The 21,467-nt window shown below is 47.5% G+C and carries 17 protein-coding genes and 1 pseudogene; 12 read left to right on the top strand and 6 right to left on the bottom strand.

What is annotated here, in order from left to right:
• Positions 1–31 precede the first annotated feature (31 nt).
• The 4 genes from dtd (at position 32) to HMPREF9441_RS05780 (ending at position 5,399) form a co-directional block, all read left to right on the top strand.
• Positions 32–484, top strand: coding sequence for a D-aminoacyl-tRNA deacylase (gene dtd, locus HMPREF9441_RS05800; protein ID WP_008619067.1), 453 nt, complete (start codon positions 32–34; stop codon positions 482–484).
• Between the two features lie 11 nt (positions 485–495).
• Positions 496–819 carry a nucleotide pyrophosphohydrolase gene (locus tag HMPREF9441_RS05795; RefSeq protein ID WP_008619066.1) on the top strand — a complete coding sequence of 108 codons (324 nt, stop codon included), beginning with the start codon at positions 496–498 and terminating at the stop codon, positions 817–819.
• Between the two features lie 3 nt (positions 820–822).
• Positions 823–1,737 (top strand): deoxyribose-phosphate aldolase, encoded by a 915-nt coding sequence (gene deoC, locus HMPREF9441_RS05790; RefSeq protein ID WP_008619065.1) that lies wholly within the window; start codon positions 823–825, stop codon positions 1,735–1,737.
• A gap of 734 nt (positions 1,738–2,471) precedes the next feature.
• A complete protein-coding gene (locus tag HMPREF9441_RS05780; protein WP_008619062.1) occupies positions 2,472–5,399 on the top strand; it encodes a two-component regulator propeller domain-containing protein in 2,928 nt (975 codons plus the stop codon).
• 58 nt (positions 5,400–5,457) lie between these two features.
• Here the strand turns inward: HMPREF9441_RS05780 and HMPREF9441_RS05775 are convergent, their stop codons facing one another.
• The 4 genes and pseudogenes from HMPREF9441_RS05775 to HMPREF9441_RS05760 all read right to left on the bottom strand — a co-directional run bounded on the left by HMPREF9441_RS05775 (position 5,458) and on the right by HMPREF9441_RS05760 (position 8,951).
• Positions 5,458–7,218 carry a beta-L-arabinofuranosidase domain-containing protein gene (locus HMPREF9441_RS05775; protein WP_008619061.1) on the bottom strand — a complete coding sequence of 587 codons (1,761 nt, stop codon included), beginning with the start codon at positions 7,216–7,218 and terminating at the stop codon, positions 5,458–5,460.
• Positions 7,215–7,757: pseudogene (locus HMPREF9441_RS05770) on the bottom strand (Rpn family recombination-promoting nuclease/putative transposase); the annotation flags it as partial. The gene HMPREF9441_RS05775 and the pseudogene HMPREF9441_RS05770, both read right to left, overlap by 4 nt.
• Positions 7,758–7,866: 109 nt before the next feature.
• Positions 7,867–8,073: a hypothetical protein gene (locus HMPREF9441_RS05765; protein WP_008619057.1), complete on the bottom strand. Its 207-nt coding sequence runs from the start codon at positions 8,071–8,073 to the stop codon at positions 7,867–7,869.
• Positions 8,058–8,951: a hypothetical protein gene (locus HMPREF9441_RS05760; RefSeq protein WP_008619055.1), complete on the bottom strand. Its 894-nt coding sequence runs from the start codon at positions 8,949–8,951 to the stop codon at positions 8,058–8,060. The genes HMPREF9441_RS05765 and HMPREF9441_RS05760 overlap by 16 nt, the downstream gene beginning before the upstream one ends.
• 806 nt (positions 8,952–9,757) lie before the next feature.
• Between HMPREF9441_RS05760 and HMPREF9441_RS05755 the strand changes: the two genes are divergently transcribed.
• A complete protein-coding gene (locus tag HMPREF9441_RS05755) occupies positions 9,758–10,186 on the top strand; it encodes a PD-(D/E)XK nuclease family transposase (protein ID WP_008619050.1) in 429 nt (142 codons plus the stop codon).
• Positions 10,187–10,221: 35 nt separating this feature from the next.
• On the opposite strand, the gene HMPREF9441_RS05750 is transcribed toward HMPREF9441_RS05755, so the two are convergent.
• Positions 10,222–11,193 carry a polyprenyl synthetase family protein gene (locus HMPREF9441_RS05750; RefSeq protein WP_008619048.1) on the bottom strand — a complete coding sequence of 324 codons (972 nt, stop codon included), beginning with the start codon at positions 11,191–11,193 and terminating at the stop codon, positions 10,222–10,224.
• 92 nt (positions 11,194–11,285) lie between these two features.
• Here HMPREF9441_RS05750 and polA point away from each other — a divergent pair, with 92 nt between their 5' ends.
• The 7 genes from polA (at position 11,286) to HMPREF9441_RS05715 (ending at position 21,179) form a co-directional block, all read left to right on the top strand.
• Positions 11,286–14,057 carry a DNA polymerase I gene (polA, locus tag HMPREF9441_RS05745; protein WP_008619046.1) on the top strand — a complete coding sequence of 924 codons (2,772 nt, stop codon included), beginning with the start codon at positions 11,286–11,288 and terminating at the stop codon, positions 14,055–14,057.
• Between the two features lie 218 nt (positions 14,058–14,275).
• Entirely contained in the window at positions 14,276–15,379 is a 1,104-nt protein-coding gene (gene ychF, locus HMPREF9441_RS05740) for a redox-regulated ATPase YchF (protein ID WP_008619042.1), read from the top strand.
• Complete coding sequence (gene lgt, locus HMPREF9441_RS05735; RefSeq protein ID WP_008619040.1) at positions 15,376–16,221, top strand: prolipoprotein diacylglyceryl transferase; 846 nt, start codon at positions 15,376–15,378, stop codon at positions 16,219–16,221. Before ychF ends, lgt begins: the two co-directional genes overlap by 4 nt.
• A gap of 4 nt (positions 16,222–16,225) precedes the next feature.
• The gene (locus tag HMPREF9441_RS05730) at positions 16,226–16,753 is read left to right on the top strand and encodes a nuclear receptor-binding factor 2 (RefSeq protein WP_407946611.1); all 528 of its coding nucleotides are present in this window, start codon (positions 16,226–16,228) and stop codon (positions 16,751–16,753) included.
• Between the two features lie 28 nt (positions 16,754–16,781).
• Entirely contained in the window at positions 16,782–19,223 is a 2,442-nt protein-coding gene (locus HMPREF9441_RS05725) for a DUF3160 domain-containing protein (protein ID WP_244949641.1), read from the top strand.
• A complete protein-coding gene (locus HMPREF9441_RS05720) occupies positions 19,217–20,152 on the top strand; it encodes a CapA family protein (protein WP_008619035.1) in 936 nt (311 codons plus the stop codon). The genes HMPREF9441_RS05725 and HMPREF9441_RS05720 overlap by 7 nt, the downstream gene beginning before the upstream one ends.
• A gap of 97 nt (positions 20,153–20,249) precedes the next feature.
• Positions 20,250–21,179 carry a glycoside hydrolase family 43 protein gene (locus tag HMPREF9441_RS05715; protein WP_407946612.1) on the top strand — a complete coding sequence of 310 codons (930 nt, stop codon included), beginning with the start codon at positions 20,250–20,252 and terminating at the stop codon, positions 21,177–21,179.
• Positions 21,180–21,230: 51 nt separating this feature from the next.
• On the opposite strand, the gene HMPREF9441_RS05710 is transcribed toward HMPREF9441_RS05715, so the two are convergent.
• Positions 21,231–21,467 (bottom strand): MarR family transcriptional regulator (locus HMPREF9441_RS05710; RefSeq protein ID WP_008619014.1); only part of this gene is annotated, 237 nt, incomplete at its 5' end.

Raw genomic sequence — 21,467 nt, 5'->3', positions numbered from 1 at the left:
ATTTGCAAGAAACCAAACACACGCTAAACACATGAGAACCGTAATACAACGCGTCAGCCATGCGTCGGTAAGCATCGGCTGTCACTGCAAATCGGCCATACAAGGCGGACTTTTGATTTTGTTGGGCATAGAAGAGGCTGACAATGAAGAGGATATAGATTGGTTGTGCCGTAAGATTACAGGACTTCGCATCTTCGACGACGAAAACGGCGTAATGAACCGGAGCATCCTCGAAACCGGAGGTGACATATTGGTTATCAGTCAATTCACCCTGATGGCTTCGTACAAGAAAGGCAACCGCCCCTCGTATATCCGTGCGGCCGGGCATACTACAGCCATCCCCCTTTACGAAAGCTTCTGCCGGAAATTGGGCGAAGCGCTCGGCAAACCCGTGCAGACGGGAGAATTCGGAGCGGAAATGAAAGTAGACCTGTTGAACCACGGCCCCGTCACCATCTGCATGGACACTAAAAACAAAGAATAAAAAAGGAAAATATGACTATAGACGAAGCACAGAAACAGGTAGACGAATGGATTAAAACGGTCGGTGTACGTTACTTCAGCGAACTGACCAACATGGCTTGCCTGACCGAAGAAGTGGGCGAACTGGCCCGTGTCATGGCCCGCCGCTACGGCGACCAGTCTTTCAAGGAAGGCGAAAACTGCAATCTGGAAGAAGAGATGGCCGACGTACTTTGGGTACTGATCTGCCTGGCCAACCAGACGGGCGTGAACCTGACGGAGGCACTCCGGAAAAGTATCGAGAAGAAAACCCGAAGAGACAAAGAACGACATATTAACAATCCTAAATTACATTGAATCATGAGCGAGCACACACATCATCACGAGCCTGAAACCAGCAAGTACGAACAGGCATTGAAGAAGTATGACCTCAACCTCAGCGACGAGGCCGTGAAAGAAGCCGTGGCGAAAATCATCGCCGAAAAAGTGCCGGAAAACGACACGACGGAAGTCAAAAGATTCCTGATGGGCAGTGTGGAACTGACCTCATTGAGCACCACGGACAGCGAAGAAAGCATCCTCCGTTTCACGGAACGCGTGAACGCATTCGAGGACACCTACCCCGACCTGCCGCACGTGGCCACCATCTGCGTCTATCCCTGCTTCGCACAAATCGTCAGCCAATCGCTCGAAGTGGAGGGCGTGGAAGTGGCCTGCGTGTCGGGCAGTTTCCCCTCCTCGCAAGCCCTGATTGAAGTCAAAGTGGCCGAAACGGCCCTGGCTATCAAAGACGGCGCCACGGAGATAGACATCGTCATGTCCGTCGGCAAGTTCCTGAGCGGCGACTACGAGACGCTCTGCGACGAAATCAGCGAACTGAAAGCGGCCTGCGGCGACCATAAGATGAAAGTCATCCTCGAAACGGGCTGTCTGAAGACTGCCGCGAACATCAAGAAAGCCTCCCTGTTGGCCATGTATGCCGGAGCCGACTATATCAAAACGTCCACCGGGAAACTCGAACCGGCCGCTACGCCGGAAGCCGCCTATGTCATGTGCCAAGCCATCAAGGAATACTATGATGAAACAGGCATACAGATAGGTTTTAAGCCCGCAGGAGGCATGCATACGGTACATGACGCCCTTGTGTACTACACCATCGTCAAAGAGGTCTTAGGTGAAAAATGGCTTACCAACCAGTGGTTGCGTCTTGGCACAAGCCGGTTGGCCAACCTGTTGCTGAGCGAAGTAACGGGAGAAGAAGTGAAATTTTTCTAATCCTCCCCTTCTGACAGTTTGACAAAACGACAAACATGTCCCCACGAGAACGGCGTATTTGCAATGCCGGTGGAGTACACGTCGCTTCTACGCGATTCTCGCGCGTCGTGAAAATGACATTCTGACACCCATGCGGATGGTTTGCTGACACCAGAAAGGCAGCATAACGCTTACTGTCCGTATGAAACCCAGTGCCTGCCACGGAAAAGCCGGAAACGGTGACAAATGTGGCAGGTATTTTTGTATGCCTTTCCGGCCCAAATAGAAGAAAAACCTTTCATTTCCGGAGACCTCATCCCCCACTCTATCCCGTTCTCACGCCATTTTTCGGAGATTCCCGCCCCAATCTGCTGAGAAACATTTTCCGCTTTCAGCCAAACGATTTTTCGTTCGGCTGAAAAAAATCCGGATTTTGACAGGGAAATGCGCGATAAGAGCAATAATCTTATCTTAAATATTAAAACAAGAACATCTTTTTCCTCTATTTTATCTATCCTCTACCATAGCCCAACATGGAAAAAATAGCAAAATGTCATCCGTAGTCTCCATTCATATCCAAAATATCCGCCTTACCTATCAAATACACCTCAACAAACGTCGTACCTTTTCATATACCATTCTCACCCACAGGCCGTTCTCACCGGTTTACATCCTGTCAAGCCATAAAAATTATTTAATCCGTAGCCTTAGCCAGCCAAAATACTTATATTTGTATCCACATAAAACAAAGAATCATGCACAAACCTTTGCTCATACAATATTTTCTCCACATTTTGTTGGCATGTTCCCTTCAAATTCATTTTCCTTTGCTTCATGCCCAAGAAATATCCGTACGCCCCATTCCTATGTTGGACAAACTGCCGGTAAAAGCCATACATAGAATCTTTCAAGACAGTGAAGGATATATCTGGTACGGCACATTCGACGGTTTATGTCGGTATGACGGATATGACATCAAAGTCTACCGTTCCGATTTATCCAATCCCAACTTGTTAGCCAGCAACTATATTACTTACATTGCAGAAGACCACGAAAAGAAAATATGGTTCGGGACCACAAACGGGTTATACACCTTAGACAAATCCACCCAGCAAATCAAGACCATTCCCTTGGAAGGCAGCCGAGACCCAAACGTCTTTTCCATCAATGTGACCCGCGACGGAACAATATGGGCCAGCGTACCGGGAATTTTATTCCGTTTCCGCACCGACGGCTCGTTGGTCGGAAAATACAAAACAGAATATAACCAAGCCCCACAATGCGCATATATCGTTTACGAGACCCCAAACGGAGACCTATTGATATCATTGACCTACAGCGGAATGTTCAAATTCGACCAACAGGGGCATACCCTGACACCATATTTCCCCGACTCAGACTATCGCTGCATCGAACGAATCATTTGGGATGAAACACACCAATGCTATTGGCTCGGGACTTGGGAAAGAGGAATCGTACGTTTCGACCCGAAAAGCAAAGACCCGAAAAAACGCTATGTCCCTCAACCTATGCCCTCGGCTGTAGGCGGACAAACCACAGGCAATGTGTTTCATATGGTACAAGACGATGTGTTCCATTATCTTTGGGTCACGACAGACAAAGATTTGTTTGTCTTCCAAATCACCGAAAATGGAGATTTAAAACAAATAGACACTTCGTCTTTCCTTCCTTCCACTAACAAAATGCTTTATGAAATTTATAAAGACAAGGACGGAAATCTATGGGTATCGGCTTTCGATATGGAAAGTTTCATCATAGACATACGCCGACACACCGTCAGAAAATATCCTTTAAAAGCCTTACAGGAACAAATCAAAGCCCAACCGGTCATTAACACCTTATGTGTGGATGACAAAGGAGGGTTTTGGTTCTCTCAAGAGCGATACGGACTCTGTTTTTACGACCCGATTACGGAACGCCTCACCCACTATTCTACATGGACAACAGGAAAAAGACACCTTATTGCCTACCCCTATAAACTGATTCCGTCCCAAACACCGGGAAAAATATGGAGTATCGGCAGTAAAAACCATATCTTCGCTTTCAAACGTCAAGACATGGACATCCAAATCGACGAGACCATCCAAATACCGCAAACCCAAGTCAATACAATTCTCGAAGAAGACGACAAGCGATTATGGATCGGGACATCGGATGGGCTTTGGATCTATGACCGGTTGAAAAAGCAGCCGAAAAACATCTCCGGAAATAGAGGAAACGTCACCGGAATCACGCAAACAAACGACGGGAAAATATGGTTTTCCACCACGGACAAAGGCATAGGCTGCCTTGCCCGAAACAAGATCTATTTTTACACCTTGCACAAAAACATCAATCATATCGATGCCACAACTTACGGAGAACTGTGGTTAGGTACAACAACAGGAGAGATACTCTCATTCGATACACAAACTAAAAAAATAACAAACCACAGTGCCACATGCAACATGAGCGGCGACATCATAAACGGACTGGTAGTGGATTCATACAACCACGTGTGGATCGTATCCAACCAATCCCTCAAAGAATATAATCCACGCAATGGAGCTTACCGAAATTATAAAACCGACAATCCCAACCTTATGCTCAACCGTTTCCTCTCGGTCTGTAGGCACAAAAACGACCCTAAAGAAATTTTCCTTGGCGGTGTGTCGGGCATTATTTCCATTCCATCTTCCCAAAAAATAGAAAGTATTCCCATACAGACCTCCGCACACATCACCGAAATTCGAGTGAATGCCCAAGGTCAATGGAAAAATATCCCGGCCGGAAGTTTCCCCCATTATACCCTTCAACTCTCACCGGAAGAACAAGATGTAGAAATCCACTTTTCCACACTCGACTTTCACCATTTAGAACAAATCCGCTATGCCTATCGTATGAAAGGTGAAGACAGAGATTGGATTTATCTGGATAACGGCAAGAATTCCGCATATTACAACAATATGGAAAAAGGTACACATACATTTCAAGTCAAAGCCACCGACGAAAACGGGCAGTGGAGCAACCACATCACCGAACTGACCATCCGGAAAGCACCGGCCTTCTATGAAACGTGGTGGGCTTATACGCTCTATGCGCTCGCTATTGGCGGTATCTTACTGCCCATCGTTATCTTGCTCACTGCAAGAACCCATCCCGGATACAAACTCAAATCTTACCAGACAGGAGCTGACGGCTACTTATCCAAACCATTCGCTCCCTGCCTGTTGAAGGTCAGATTACAAAATCTGTTCAACCGACGGAAAGCAATACAAAACGAATTAAAAAGAAATACTCCGGTGGCTTTAATCTCACCTATGGAATTCACTTCGGCAGATGAGCAGCTTGTCAGAAAAGCCGTTAAAATTACAGAGAGCCATCTGTCTGATCCGGACTTCGACGTATTGGCGTTGGCGTCGGAACTGGGCATGTCGCGTTCCACATTATCCCGGAAAATGAAAGCCTTACTCGGACAGACTCCTTTGGAGTTCATTAAAGACATCAAAATGCAACATGCCTGCAACATGCTGAAAAACGCCACAATGACTATCGCGGAAGTGGTAGAAGCTTTAGGTTACAATGACCATAAGCATTTCACAAGTTTATTCAAAGACACTTTCGGCATGACTCCGAGCGAATTTCAAAAGAAAGAATGTGCCCCGTCACAAAAACAAAACTGAAAAAGCCATCATCCGGCTTTACAGGTAAAAGCCGGATGATGGGTCATAAAAACAGTTATCATTTATACAACCAAATAGCATAAGTAAACGCATCCGCATTCCTATACGGCTTTTCCTCTCCCGGGCGGAACCATTGGCCGATATTGGCAAACGGTGTAAGCAATACGTCCACTTTCCGTCCCATATAAGAGGCTTGCGTCTGATAGACCGGTCCTAACATTTCGGTATCAGGCTTCTGAATCCATTTAGGCTCGCTGTTTGTATCCATACGTATGTCTTTCTCCATATTCACATCATCATTGCAAAGCTGTTTATTCCAGACCATATCCAAACAATATACGAGAGGGCCGCGAATAAAGGCATACGGTATCTTATCCGTAGGTTCTTCCCTGTACATTATTTCCCCACGTGGAAGTGTATAAGTCGTATATTTACTATGATGTTCACGCCTTATCCACTTACCCTCCATAGGAAAAGTGATACCTATTTTATCCCCTTTTTCCCATTTACGAGTGATAGCCAAATACTTGCCAGCTTCTATTCCCGATACTCTTTCACCGTTGACTGAAACTTCCGGTGCCTTACACCAAGAAGGTATGCGCAAGTTCAATATCTTGTTTTTATTCTTGGAAGAAAGTACAGTCAGTACCATACTTTCCGATTCGGGATAGTTACCCGATATTTCAAATGCGAAGTCCTTGCCGTCATATCGTGAAGGCAAATACTGGTTGATATAAAAATCTTTTCCATTTTCGGCATAGAAGAAAGTCGGCAGCAAAGAAATGATACGATGTCCGCTGGCTGTACAACAATCCGGACCATGGAAATAATCGTGAGGTTTCGTCCCATTCGGTGCCGTATGATAACGGCAAGTCCCACTCTCACAATCTTGGGCTGCAAATACATGGTTCATCATCAGACGTTCCATCGCATCTGCATATTTTGACTCCCCAGTCAGTTCAAGCAACATTTGTGTCAGTTGCATCCACGACATCGTGGCACAGGTTTCCACCACATTTCCCGAAACGGGTTTCACATAGCCGTGTTCATAATGTTCCGCCACACTGACTCCTCCTGTAATGTACATCTGCCTGTTACAAATATCATCCCATGCGCCTGCCACTTTACGGAACAATGATTTATCACCGGTAATACGATACAAACGCAGGAATCCCATAAAATTCATCTGAAAAGTATGTGAATGCACGTAAGGCTGAAGCTTATCTACTCCCAAAGTTCCGTCTGCTACGGAATCCAAACGTGAAAAGGCATCCCAACCGCTCCATTTGTCTATATTACCAACCACCCAAAGGCTCCAGTCCAAATACTTCTTTTTCCCTGTCACTTCATATAAGCGTGCAATAGGGTCACAAAGCAAAGTACCTTCCCAACTATAGTGTACACCGTGTCCTGCAAATTGAGACAAGGCATCTATCGATTTATGCCTGTTTTCAGGATCCCTCAAGTCCGACGGCCAAAACTCCAACTTTCCCGGACCGAAATACTTCAAATAATAATCAGCCAATTTCTCGGCAGCAGCCAATGACGCTTTATCACCGGTTTCCTCATATACCGTAATGAAAGCATGAAACACAAAATATAATTCATAGGCATCCATACCTCTGACCGGACGTTCGTCCGAACGGTAATTCTTGGAAGTAGCACCTACATATCCGCTTTCTTCTTGCGAATCAACAATACGTTTCAACATTGTTCGGGCTTTATCCAATAAAGCCTTGTCATTACGTTGAATCGCAGAAAGATAGGCCGACTCTATCCATTTTCCATGTTGTTCGGCCTTAGTCCAATCCCATGCCATTTGTCGAACATACTGTCAAGTTCTTCTTCTTTCTTGTTGAACTTGGGCATTTCCAGATAGATGAACGTCAGCTTGTCGTAGAACACTTCCCGGGTCTTGCTGTCGGTCAACTGCACTTCGTGGTGGAAGTACCCGTCGTGGGTGTGGTCGAACACGAAATTCAGTATGGCGATGACGTACACGGCCTTGAGTTGGTAATCCCAATCGTCGCGCTTTCCCTGCTGCTGTATGGGGAAGGAAGCGTAGTACAAGCTCCTTTCCTTGAAGAACAGTTGCTGTCCGCGCTGCATTTCCACTAATATCTTTTCCCCGCTGTCGGTCTCGCAGTAGACGTCGAACACAGCCTTGCGGTCTGCCTCGCTGATGCCGAGGTTTTCGGTGTTGAGGTAAGTGAGGTCGCGTATTTGCTCCTTATCGCTCAGCAAACTGTTGATAAAGCTGATAAGCAGCTCCTTGTTCATCTCTGTGCCGAAAAGCTTTTTGAATCCAAAGTCGGTATAGGGGTTTACGTAACGGTCTGTATATTCGTCTCTTTCCATGTTTTTCCTTGTTTGGTGATGAAGCAAAGGTAGTGTTTTCTTCGGTTCCGTGCAATCATTTTAAAAGAAAAAAGAGGCTTTAAACCTCCTTCTTATGATATGCATGGAATCATTTGAACGGTTCTATCTTCAGAAGCGAATAGTTGTCGTCATAAGCCACTGCATAGCAAATACTGTCCCCTTTGTTCGTCAGGCCCATTAGTTTCTTGCCTGTGTAGGTTTGTTTGACATCATGCCCGTTCCAATCGAATATGGATATCTTTTCCGTAAAAGGCGGGTTATTGATAGCATCTTTGGCTTTCAGGTTTTTACCCAATGTTCCGTTGAGTAGGGTATACAGGTACCGGTCCGAGGCATCCATGGCTTCAAAACCGATAGGTGTTTCATCCCCCACGTAATGGCATCCGGACTATTTTTTACTTTGGCGTATATCGGTTTGTAGATACCGAGTGTCTTTACAGGGGAAATGCCGAGCGTATCATCTATTTGCAGGATGTCCAATACACCACCGATGTAAGTTCCGAAAGCAATACGGCTGTAGTCTCCTTTTATCGCCATCTTGGAGGCATAGCGGAAGATGGCCGCATCCTTTTCTGTTCCTTCACCCGATATGTTAGGATATGTTTTGTAAACGTTGCACGTTTTGCCGTTCACAGTCACAAGACGGTTCTCATCGAATGATTCAATGAGAAAGTATTTTCCTGATTTTGTCTTTACTGCATTATGGTAAAAACTGCTTTTTTGATAAACCTCTGAAGGGAGCGGATATTCTTTGATGTAGGCTGTGGAATCCGAAAGATAGGCAAGTACGTCATATTCTATGATTTTCCCCGGAGAGTAGAAAGACGCGAGACCTTCCTCTTTTTTGACGATAAAATCGTTGTAGTCGGTGATTTCTCCGAAACCACGGCCTTTCCGGACCATATTGCCGATAGCTTGTCCTTTTTCGTTATAGAGATGGATAAAGAAGTCCGACGCTTGGAAATCCACGATGCCGATGATACTGTCCATGGTGAACATTGAAGCCGGATAATGGATGGGCAAGCCTTTGGCTAATACCGTTGCCGGGGTGGTGTCACACCTTGTAAACACTTCATCGTTATACGTTATCGGCTTGTTGTCTTTCGGGGTACATCTAATAAATAGAATCAGCAACGCCACTAAATATCCCCCTAAAACGGCAACCCTTTTCATTTAGTGGATGAGCATTTATGTTCTACTTCCACTTCATCTCCTAAGGCATTAAGACTTACGCTACAACTATTACAAAAGTAGGTCCATATTCCACTCACAGCACATAGAATAAGAGATAATGGAATGATAATTTTTTTCATATATATAATGTTTTAAGATTAAATACACGCAAATATAATTACTTTCTTAGTTTAAATAAAATAAAAAAATGGATTTTTCTCTGTTCTTTATTAATTATACTTTTTTGACTTTGTTTGTAGTCATAATATCAAATAGAATTATGAAATACATCCATTTATTGATAACAATGACATTTTGCTATTTTTTCCATGTTGGGCTATGGTAGAGGATAGATAAAATAGAGGAAAAAACATAAAAACGAGGTGGGATGAGAGATGAAGTCTTCAAGAATAAACGGCTATTCTTCTATTTGGAATGGAGAAATATATGAAATAAGGGATGGCGGATGATTCAAATAAGGGTGGTTTATTCGTCAAAATGAAGATGGTTGATTATCCCCATGTTTCTGGTTTGATTCACCACGTGCTTTCTTCTTGGGATTCTTTTTCTTTGCAGTAGTTAAAATATTAGTTCATTAAAACTCATTTTTAAGGCAATGAAAAAGACTTTCTTTACATGTTTCTTTTTGGGGATGTCGGTATTACCTACCTTATCAAAAACTTATGATAAGGTAGACGTGTTGGAGCGTCCTGTACCTATTTCTTCAATAAAAGATATCAAGGGTTTCTTTGGCTACCGGATGGAAGTAAACCGTAATTATTTGGAGGATTTCCCTATTGATAAATATGTGGATTTTGTCGTACAGCGGCAGCATACGGCTCTTCGTACTACGCAACCTCACGCGGCTGATGGAAAAGCCCGCTACGCTACAGGAACGCGTCTTTACCCGGTTCTTCGAGGCAGCAGAAATCGCGAAGTTCACCGTAGAGGAATACCACCACTACGAAACGAGCCTGAAAGTATACCGCGACTGGAGAAACACCATTGACTTCGCCGTTCAAAAAGCCACAAAGGAAGGAGAACAAAAAGGGATACAAATAGGGATGCAAAAAGGTATAGAAAAAGGTATAGAAAAGGGGATGCAGGAAGGTATGGAAAAAGGGAAAGAAGAAGAAAAGCTAAACATAGCCAGACAGATGAAAGCCAATGGCATACCAACCCATACGATAGCAGCCTGTACAGGATTGGATACGGAAGAAATCAATCGTCTATAATCGGATTGGAGGAACAAATCATCCTCCCAACCCTATTAAGACACCCGTTTCAATACGAAATCCAAGTACAAACGTAAGGCTTCACCTACGGCTTCGTTTCCATCAGAACCAATCAAACCGATTGCTTGTTCACGAAATTCATCCATTTTACGACGGGCATACTCTATACCGCCCGACTGTTTGGTAAAATCCACTAAAGCCGAGATTTCTTCTTCTGTGGCCCTACCCGCACGTACTTTCAACGCCGTCTCATGCCACGTCTCTGCGCCGGGCTGAAGTACGGCATGCACCACCGGAAGAGTAAGTTTACCTTCTTTCATGTCATTTCCCGTAGGTTTACCTACTTCAGCATCATAATAGTCGAACACATCGTCACGAATCTGAAAACAGATACCTACGTAAGTGCCGAACTCACCTAAACGACGGATTTCATCTTCCGACGCCCCTGATAACAAAGCACCGACTTCGGCACATACGGCAAACAAAGAAGCTGTTTTACGCCGAATCACGTTGAAATACTGATTTTCGCTGATTTCATCGGACTTCACGTTGGACAACTGCTGCAATTCTCCGTCGGAAAGCGTCTGCCCCAAACGAGCGACCAAATCTACTACCCTCAGGTCACCGGCCATGGCCGCATGCTTCAAAGCCGTAGACAAGAGATAATCGCCCACCAAGACGGCAGCCTTATTATCCAAAAGGGCATTCACAGAGGATTGTCCCCTACGTACGCCACTCTCGTCTACCACATCATCATGCACCAGACTGGCCGTATGCAACATCTCCAAACTCACGGCAGCATGCAATACGGAATCATTGATTTCACCGTACTTTTTTGCAGCCAACAAAGTCAAAATCGGACGCATCAACTTCCCCTTACGGCTCAACACATGCCGCAAGGCTATCATGAGAAGAGGATTCTGGTGCTGCAGAGTAATACCGAAAAGCGACTCGAAATCTTTCATTTCACGCTCCACCGGTTTCCGGATTTGAGTTAATACGTCCATATAATCAGATGATTTCGGAGTACAAAATTACATAAAAATCAAAAGCCACTCATATTTTTTACGTAAATTTACGGAGAAAATCATAATAACGTATGGACAGACTTTTTTTACTCGATGCCTACGCGCTCATTTACAGAGCTTACTACGCATTCATCAAAAGCCCTCGCATCAATTCGAAAGGGCTTAATACATCAGCCATCTTGGGCTTTGTCAACACATTGGAGGAGGTGCTCAACAAAGAGCATCCTTCGCATATCGGTGTGGCTTTTGACCCTGCAGGTCCCACTTTCCGTCACGAAGCCTATCCCGAATACAAAGCGCAACGGGAAGAAACACCGGAAGCCATCCGCACCGCCGTACCTATTATAAAAGATATTATACGGGCTTACCGTATCCCCATCCTCGAAGTCGCCGGATTTGAAGCTGACGACGTAATCGGCACTTTGGCCACACAGGCTGCCGCACACGGGAACTTGGAAACTTACATGATGACACCCGACAAAGACTACGGCCAATTAGTCAATGAGAGGGTCAAGATGTACCGTCCGAAATTCGGAGACAAGGATTTTGAGATTATGGGGGTAAAAGAGGTCACCGAGAAATTCGACATCTCCTCTCCGATGCAGGTCATTGATATTCTCGGACTGATGGGAGACTCGTCCGACAATATTCCGGGTTGTCCCGGTGTGGGCGGAAAAACCGCATCCAAACTCGTCAACCAATTCGGCAGTATCGAAAATCTGTTGGAACATACGGACGAACTGAAAGGCAGTTTAAAAACCAAAGTGGAAACCCACCGCGACACGATTGCTTTTTCTAAGTTCCTGGCCACCATCAAAACGGACGTGCCCATTACGCTCGACCTGGAGGCACTCACCACAAAAGAGCCGGACGCAGAAGCCTTGCAACGTTTATTCGAAGATTTAGAGTTCCGGACTTTACTAGAACGAAAGTTTTCCAAAAAGCAACCGACCGCAGAACCGGGCTTTTTCCAAGGCTCTCTCTTTGCAGAATTTGCGGACGAATCCCCGGAAGCAAGCAAATATTCAAATCTCAGCAAGTACAAAAAGGAGGATTTCGACTACCAACTCATTGAAACGAAAGAAGATAGACAGCGGATTATTGACTTATTCGTTACAAAAGATTTTCTCAGTCTAGACACGGAGACCACCGGAACCGACCCCATCAGTGCCAAATTGGTGGGATTGAGCTTTAGTGTCGAGGAAAATCAGGCTTTTTACGTACCGATTCCGCAAGACTTTGAAGAAGCGCAAAAGATAGTTAATGAATTTAAATCAGTCTATGAAGACGAGCGGATACTCAAAATCGGGCAAAACATCAAATATGATTTGATGGTACTGCAAAACTACGGTATTACATTGAAAGGCGAAATCTTCGACACCATGATTGCCCATTACCTTTTGCAACCGGAATTACGTCATGGCATGGACTATCTGGCCGAAGTCTATCTGAACTACCAGACCATTCATATCGAAGAACTTATCGGACCGAAAGGAAAGAACCAGAAGAATATGGCAGACCTTCCTCCGTCGCAAGTATATGAATACGCATGCGAAGATGCCGACATTACCTTGAAACTGAAAAATGTGTTTGAACCGAAGTTAAAGGAGGAAGGATGTTATGACCTGTTCCGTGAAGTAGAAATGCCGCTCATGCCGGTATTGGCTTGGATGGAACGCAACGGAGTGTGCATCGACACCGAAGCGTTGAAGGAAACTTCTACGCTCTACACCAAAGAAATGAACCGTTTGGAAGAAGAGATACACGCCCTGGCCGGTGAACCGTTCAACATAGCCTCTCCCAAACAAGTAGGCGAAGTCTTGTTTGAAAAACTAAAAATAAGCGAAAAGCCCAAGAAAACCAAAACAGGACAATATGTCACCTCGGAAGAAGTATTGGAAACATTACGCACGCGCCACCCCATCGTGGAAAAAATCCTGGAACACCGCGGACTGAAAAAACTGTTGGGCACATACATCGATGCCTTGCCCAAGCTTATCAATCCCGAAACCGGACATATCCACACCTCCTTCAATCAAACCATTACCACGACCGGACGACTGAGCAGCAGTAACCCGAACCTGCAAAACATCCCTGTACGCAACGAGGAAGGCAAAGAAATCCGTAAGGCTTTTATCCCGGAACCAGGTTGTGAATTCTTCTCGGCCGACTATTCCCAAATCGAACTGCGTATCATGGCCCACTTGAGCGGCGACCCACACATGATAGAGGCTTTCCGCGAAGGGCACGACATCCATGCCGCTACCGCCGCAAAAATTTATAAAAAGCCATTGGAAGAAGTTACCCGCGAAGAACGAAGCAAGGCCAAAACAGCCAATTTCGGCATCATATACGGTATCACCGTATTCGGATTGGCCGAACGGATGAACGTCAGCCGTGCGGAAGCCAAAGAGTTGATTGACGGCTATTTCACCACGTATCCCAAAGTGAAGGAATACATGCAGAAGAGCATTGAAACAGCGCGTGAAAAGGGATATACCGAAACCATTTACCATCGTAAATGCTATCTGCGCGACATCAACAGCCACAACGCAGTGGTGCGCGGTTATGCCGAACGCAACGCTATCAATGCCCCGATACAGGGCAGTGCGGCGGACATCATCAAAATTGCCATGATAGCCATTTACCACCGCTTCCAAAAAGAGCACATACGTTCTAAAATGATTTTACAAGTACACGACGAATTGAACTTCAGTGTCTATCCGGAAGAAAAAGAACGCGTGCAGCAAATCGTCATCGAAGAAATGGAACGCGCCTACACCATGCAAGTCCCGCTCGAAGCCGATTACGGTTGGGGAAGGAACTGGTTGGAAGCACATTGAGAAACTGGAAAACGTTGTCTGCAAGTTCTAAAACCGTCCGCTGCAAAACGGGAAACCACCGCACAGAGAACGGAAAATCACTTGCCGCAGAACGAAAAATCGTTCGCCTGAGATTGAAAAATCGTTTGGCGCAGAACGAAAAAGATTTCCCACATAGCGGATTTATTCTTAATTTTGCACCTAATTAAATAAGGTAATTGATAAAAACAAAATAAACTATGGCTTTAAAAGCAGGTATAGTAGGTTTGCCCAACGTGGGCAAGTCTACCCTTTTCAACTGTCTGTCGAGTGCCAAGGCACAGGCAGCCAACTTCCCGTTCTGTACCATCGACGCACAAATGGGACAAATCACCGTGCCGGACGAACGTCTGAACAAACTGGCGGAATTGGTCCACCCCGGGCGCATCGTTCCGGCCACATGCGACATCGTGGACATCGCCGGACTGGTGAAAGGAGCCAGCAAAGGAGAAGGTCTGGGCAACCAGTTCCTCGGCAATATACGTGAGACCGACGCCATCATCCACGTATTGCGCTGCTTCGACAATGACAACATCGTTCATGTGGACGGGTCGGTAGACCCCGTGCGCGACAAGGAAATCATCGACACGGAGCTACAACTCAAGGACTTGGAGACTATTGAAAACCGCATCAAACGCGTGGAAAAAGTGGCCAAGGTGGGCGGTGACAAACAAGCCAAACTGGAATACGACGTGTTGTTGCAATACAAAGCGGCTTTGGAACAAGGCAAATCGGCACGCACCGTCACCTTTGAAAACGAAGACGAACAGCAGGCGGCCAAAAACCTCTTCCTGCTCACGGCCAAACCGGTGCTCTACGTCTGCAATGTGGACGACACCTCTGCCGCCCACGGCAACGCACACGTGGATGCCGTACGCGAAGCCATCAAGGACGAAAATGCCGAACTGCTCATCATCTCCGCCCAGACGGAGGCCGACATTGCCGAACTGGAAAGCTACGAGGAGAAACAGATGTTCCTGGAAGACATGGGGTTGAAGGAATCAGGATGCGACCGCCTCATCAAAGCCATCTACCATCTGTTGGACTTGCAGACGTTCATCACGGCCGGAGAAATGGAAGTGAAAGCCTGGACCTTCCGCAAGGGATGGAAAGCCCCGCAGTGTGCCGGCGTCATCCACACGGACTTTGAAAAAGGCTTTATCCGCGCGGAAGTCATCAAATACGACGACTACGTCCGTTACGGTTCGGAAGCAGCCGTGCGCGAAGCCGGCAAGATGGGAGTGGAAGGAAAAGACTATGTGGTGCAGGATGGCGACATCATGCACTTCCGTTTCAACGTATGACCGCTATGGACAACCTGTTATTTATCACGTGGAATCCCGACCTGTTCGCTTTCCACCTCGGTTCGTTCGGCGTGCGCTGGTATTCGCTGTGTTGGTGCTTCGCCTTGTTGGCAGCCTACGTATTGGTGCAACGCCTGTACCGGCAACAGCACATCGCCGACAAACTGTTTGACCCGTTGTTCTTCTATTGTTTCGTGGGCATCCTCGTAGGCGCCCGTCTGGGGCACTGCCTATTCTACGAACCGGGCTACTTCCTCGCCCACCCCTTGGAAATGATCCTGCCCATGCGGCAGACGGCCAACGGTTGGACGTTCACCGGTTACGCCGGACTGGCCAGCCACGGCGGTACGATAGGCTTGATGCTCGCCCTTTGGCTTTACGTCAGGAAAACGAAACTGAATATCATGCATGTACTGGACAACATTGCCATCGCCACTCCGGCCAGCGCCATGTTCATCCGTCTGGGCAACCTGATGAACTCGGAAATCATCGGCAAGCCGACCGATGTGCCTTGGGCTTTCGTCTTCGAGCGCGTCGACATGCTGCCACGCCATCCCGGCCAGCTCTATGAAGCCATTTGCTATTTCGTGTTCCTCATCGCCGGATACGTGCTTTACCATAAATATCCGCAGAAAGTCGGTACGGGCTTCTATTTCGGTTTCTGCCTGACTACCATCTTCACGGCCCGTTTCTTCATCGAATATACCAAAGAGGTGCAAGAAGCATGGGAAGCCGCCATGCTTATCAACATGGGCCAGATACTGAGTATCCCCTTCATTCTGTTGGGATCCTATTGCATGGCAGGCGGCAAACTCTGCCGCAAGTTAGGTGAACCTCGATGAACCGATGAAGGGCGCGACATCCATCATACGAATTCTTGTCGTGGGCACGGCCTGCCTTCCGGCAGCCTGCACGGACAAGGATTCATGTTTTTCCTACTCATTCGAAAACGGTTTGAAGGGAGAAATCCGCTTGGAACACATACACGACAGTTTGAGTGTGTTACGTCACTTTATCGACGGTACGGAAGTGTCGGAATGGGAACTCCCCTACCCCGTATACCGTTTCGATTGCGGTGACTTGACAGGTGACGGGACACCGGAAATCGCCGTGGGAGTCATCAAACCCACCCGTTATTTCCCACATCCGGAAAAGCGGCTCTTCCTTTTCAAACTCTACAAGGGCCGACTCATCCGTCCATTGTGGATGGGGTCGCGGTTGGCGCGCCCGTTAGTGGACTTCCATATCCTGCGTGACTCTGTCCCTGCACGGGTTTGCACCACGGAACGTGTGTCTGACGGCACTTTAGTACAGGCTTTATACCGTCAAGAAGGCTTCGGACTGGCATTTGAGCGTGACCTGCCCAACCCATAAATTACCAATACATTAACTTTCACTACTCATGAAACACCATCTTTCCATCTATTGCTGCATCCTATTCCTCACAATGGGCATGGCAGCCTCCTGCAACTCTTATAAGAAAAAAGCACCGGCCAAACCACAGCAAGCCCAGGAACAACCCGTACAAGCTGCTCCCGCCTCCCGCCTGCTGACAGACAGCCTCCTTCCCCAAAGCGTGGATTTGGAACAGGACATCAACGGATTGGGCTACGAAGAACTCCGCATCCTCAGAAGTTATCCATACGCCCTGCATGGATACTGGTTTATCGAAGGAGACCTGAACAATTTCTTCTGCCGCAAGACAGATTGGTACTATGACTTGTGCGAGAAGACGCTCTACGAAAGCTATGAGAAAAACCTCGTTTATGCGGACACATACGACAAAGTCGAACTCCTGCCTGAAGAAAAAGCTTTCGTGGAAAAGATCGACCGCCGCATGGCCCAACTCGCCCGACACAAATACAAAACAAGGGACGGACACAAACTGCTCAACTCCTTCCTTTGTGTCAACCTTTTCCAAATAGAAAAGCCCAGCGGAAAGTTACTTTCGATGTTGGACCGCTGCAACTTCGCCATCGCCCCCATGGGGTACGAACAGCTATTCCATGTATACGAAGCCAACGACTATCAACAAATACCCAGTTTCATCACCACGGATGTCTACCTGCAAGCCTACCACATGTATTTCAGTTATGCACTGAAAAGCCTCGAACGAAACCATTTCAACCCGGCCTTACAGAAAATAGTGCAAGCCCTCTACACGGAATGCATGAACCTGGAACAGCAAGAATCCATTAAGGCTGAGGCAGGATACGCTGCCACCTATTTCGCCATAGCCTATTACCTGCTGACAAAGAAAGAACTGCCCGTACCTGTCGCATTGCAACCTGCTTACAAGGCTGAGTTACGGAGCACTACGAGTTGCCAAGATGCTCCTTCGGCCTTTTTGGACTATACGGACATACTCTTCCCTTACAGTTTGTTCAAACCTCGCGGCCATTACGCCCACAACGCAAACGACCGTTGCTATTTCCAGTGCATGATGTGGTTGCAGACGGCTTCCTTCTGCCGTGAGACCCCGGAAACCCTGTGGCGCGCGGCTATAATAGCCGCTGCGCTGAACCGTATCCCGGCTGAACTCCGGCAAGCTTGCCTGAAACTAAATCAAGCCCTTACTTTCCTGATGGGGACACCGGACAATGCCTCCATCCTCGAAATGGCGGACTATATGAGCCGACACGGACTGACCGACCGGATTCTGGCACACGACGAAGATGCCATCCGGCAAATAGACGGCATGCTCAAGGAAGTCTTCAAGACACGCAACCGCATCAAGCCCAAAATCCAATTAAGTTGTGCCGACAAAATCAATTTCATGCCTGCACGCTACATGGCAGACAACGAAGTCTTGAATGAAATGGCAGATGCCACCCCCAACAGCAACCGCGCCTATCCCAAGGCTTTGGACGTGTTTGCTGCCTTCGGCGTAAAAAGCGCGAAAGCCCTCCTCGACACATGTTACCACGAGAAAGAGAACTGGAAAGACTACCCCGTCATGGCCGACAAGATGAAAAGACAATTCCAAGGCCGTTCCGGAGACACAGTCACCATGTACGACCGATGGATGGAAGCCCTCATAGAATTGCAACGCCCCAACAAGGATTATCCCTGCCTGATGCAAACCCCGGCTTGGCAAATCAAAAACCTATATACGGCCTTGGCTTCGTGGACGGGACTGAAACATGATGTCATACTCTATGGCGAACAGCCCATGTTGGCCGAATGCGGGGGCGGTGGTGAATTGGCCATCCCGGTCGTTGTCGGATACGTAGAACCCAACCAGACTTTCTGGAAGAAACTGAAAGAGCTCATCGCCCGGCACCGACAACTCCTAAAGGAAACGGATTTCGACGATGAGGATTTGATTTCGAAAGCCCGCATCCTTGAAGAACAGGTGGACTTCTGCCTCCGAGTGACAGAAAAGGAACTACGGGGAGACACACTCACGACAGAGGAATACATGGACATACAGAAAATGGGAAGCTCCATCGAATGGTTCACGCTCAGCGTCATCGAGCCGGGAGTCTCTTATAACAGCATAGAAGAGGTCAAAGGTTCCTCACGCTCCGTAGCCCTCGTAGCGGACGTATTCACCCGCAACGTACAGGAATGCGGAAAAAACGGCATCCTGCATGAAGCCACAGGCACTGCCAACGCCCTCTACGTACTGGTTGACATCGGAGGACAAATCTACCTCACCCGTGGAGCCACATTCAGCTATTACGAATTCGTCCGTCCCTTGGGCGAACGGTTGACGGACGATGAATGGCAAAAAATGCTAAAGGACGGCAAAGCACCGAACGTACCTTCATGGATACGTCCCTACCTGTTAGACCATGTACCTACAGTGGACGAAACTTATTTCTACAGTTCAGGATGCTAAAGACATTACTTTGGATTTACCCCCTTCTCTGCCTCTTTTCCTCCTGTCGGCAACAAACGAAAGAGGACACGCTAAGCATCCTTTTCACGGGAGACGTTTTGTTGGATCGCGGTATGCGCCCTTGGATAGAGCGCGAAGGCGTGAAAGGACTGTTTCAGGGAGTCTGCGAGGCATTCCAAAAGGCCGATGCTGTGGTTATCAACTTGGAGTGCCCGCTCACCGAACGCCACACTCCGGTGGGCAAGAAATTCGTTTTCCGGGGCGAACCCACATGGGCCAAAGCCCTCCGGCAAGCCGGTATTACACACGCCGCCTTAGCCAATAACCACACCATAGACCATGGGCGGGATGGACTGGCCGATACTTATCACGTACTCCGGGACGCTGACATTGTCCCACTCGGTTACGGAAAGACGGTTGAAGAACAGACCACTCCCGTAACCATAAGGAAAGGCAAGCTCGAAGTGGCACTCTTCAACACCATCCCCCTCCCAATAGAGAACTGGCCGCGAGCGGAAGGAAAACCGGATATATGCCGTGCTTCCGTCAAGCGGTTGGCCGCTGCTATCCGGAAATATAAAGCCTCGCACCCCTCTGCCCGTATCGTGGCCGTATTGCATTGGGGTACGGAGTTCCAACCCATTCCCGACATGCAGCAGCGTTACGATGCCCACCTGTTGGTACAGGCCGGTGCAGATGCCATCATAGGACACCATCCACACGTCGTGCAACCCTTGGAATACATCGATTCCCGACCTGTATTCTACAGCCTCGGCAATTTCGTATTCGACCAAAGCCACCCTGACTGCCGGAAAGCCTCGATGGCTCTCCTGCGCTTCAAGGCTTCCGAAGTGCAGGCACGGGCCATTCCTGTAGAAATCCGGCAATGCAGACCTCAAATCAGTCGGAAACAACATGAAAACCGATAAAAAGCACTATCTTTGTCCCTAAAGAAACCCATTAACCCTTTTCATCATGAAAAAGCTATTGACTGCTTTAGTATGCCTGCTTGCCGTATGCAACGGTATGTGTCAATCCTGTATCAAAACCCATGTGCCCTTGGACTCCATCGTCCTGAGCGACCCTTGTATCTTGCCCGACCGCGCCACCATGACCTATTATATGACCGGAACGGGTGGCAAGTTATGGAAAAGCAAAGACTTGCGGTATTGGGACGGCCCTTACACCGTAGCGGAAACCGACCCCGAATCTTGGATGGGGCCGAAACCCATGATTTGGGCGGCCGAGCTTCACCAATACAAAGGCAAATACTACTATTTTGCCACTTTCACCAACCAGGCCGTAAGTGTGGGACGTTACAAAGGAAACAACCTGGAACGCCGGGCTTGCCATGTATTGGTCAGCGACAAGGCCGAAGGCCCCTACCGCCCGATGAAAGACGAGACTTACCTCCCGGCAAACAAATTGACGCTCGACGGTACGTTGTGGGTAGACACGGACGGACGGCCTTACATGGTCTACTGCCACGAATGGCTGCAAAACTGGGACGGCACCATCGAAAAAATAGAATTGAAACCCGACCTGAGCGGCAGCGTCGGCGAAGGAAAACTATTGTTCAAGGCCAGCGCGTCGCCTTGGAGCCGCGAAGTCATCGAGGGAGACACGCTTCCCAACCGTGTGACGGACGGCCCTTATTTGTTCCGCACCCAGACAGGACGCCTAGGCATGATATGGACCAGTTGGATTTATAATGTCTATACCCAAGGAGTTGCTTATTCAGAAAGCGGCACATTGGACGGCCCGTGGGTGCAGGAAGAACAGCCCATTACCCCACCCAACTTCGGTCACGGCATGTTGTTCCGCACGTTCGATGGCGAGCTACTCATGTCTGTCCACAGCCATAAGGACATCCACGGCCACTATCATCGTGTGCCCCACCTCTTCAAAGTGGACGATTCCGGCGACAAGATTGTCGTGAAGAAAGAATACCGGTAAGACTTAAAAGGGATTTGGCTTTTCCTGTCAAATCCCTTTTTTATTCCTTTTCTATATATTCTTTTTCAAAACAACCCAACTTCCATGTTTCTTTCCTTCCTTACGTTTAATCCATTCTCCCGTTTTCAGATGCCTGACGGCATTGTACACAGAAGTTTCGCTAATACCAAGATTATCAGAAATAAAGGCATAAGTAGCTGATGGTTTTCCGGCAATGACCTCCAATACTCTTTTTTCCATCTCCGATAGTTCTTTCTTTTCCTCACTCTTTTCCTCACTCTTTTCCTC

Origin of the sequence: Paraprevotella clara YIT 11840, assembly GCF_000233955.1 — a bacterium.
Lineage (GTDB): Bacteria > Bacteroidota > Bacteroidia > Bacteroidales > Bacteroidaceae > Paraprevotella > Paraprevotella clara.
The sequence above is the reverse complement of the archived record's forward strand: the minus strand, read 5'-3'. Positions and strand labels throughout refer to the sequence as shown.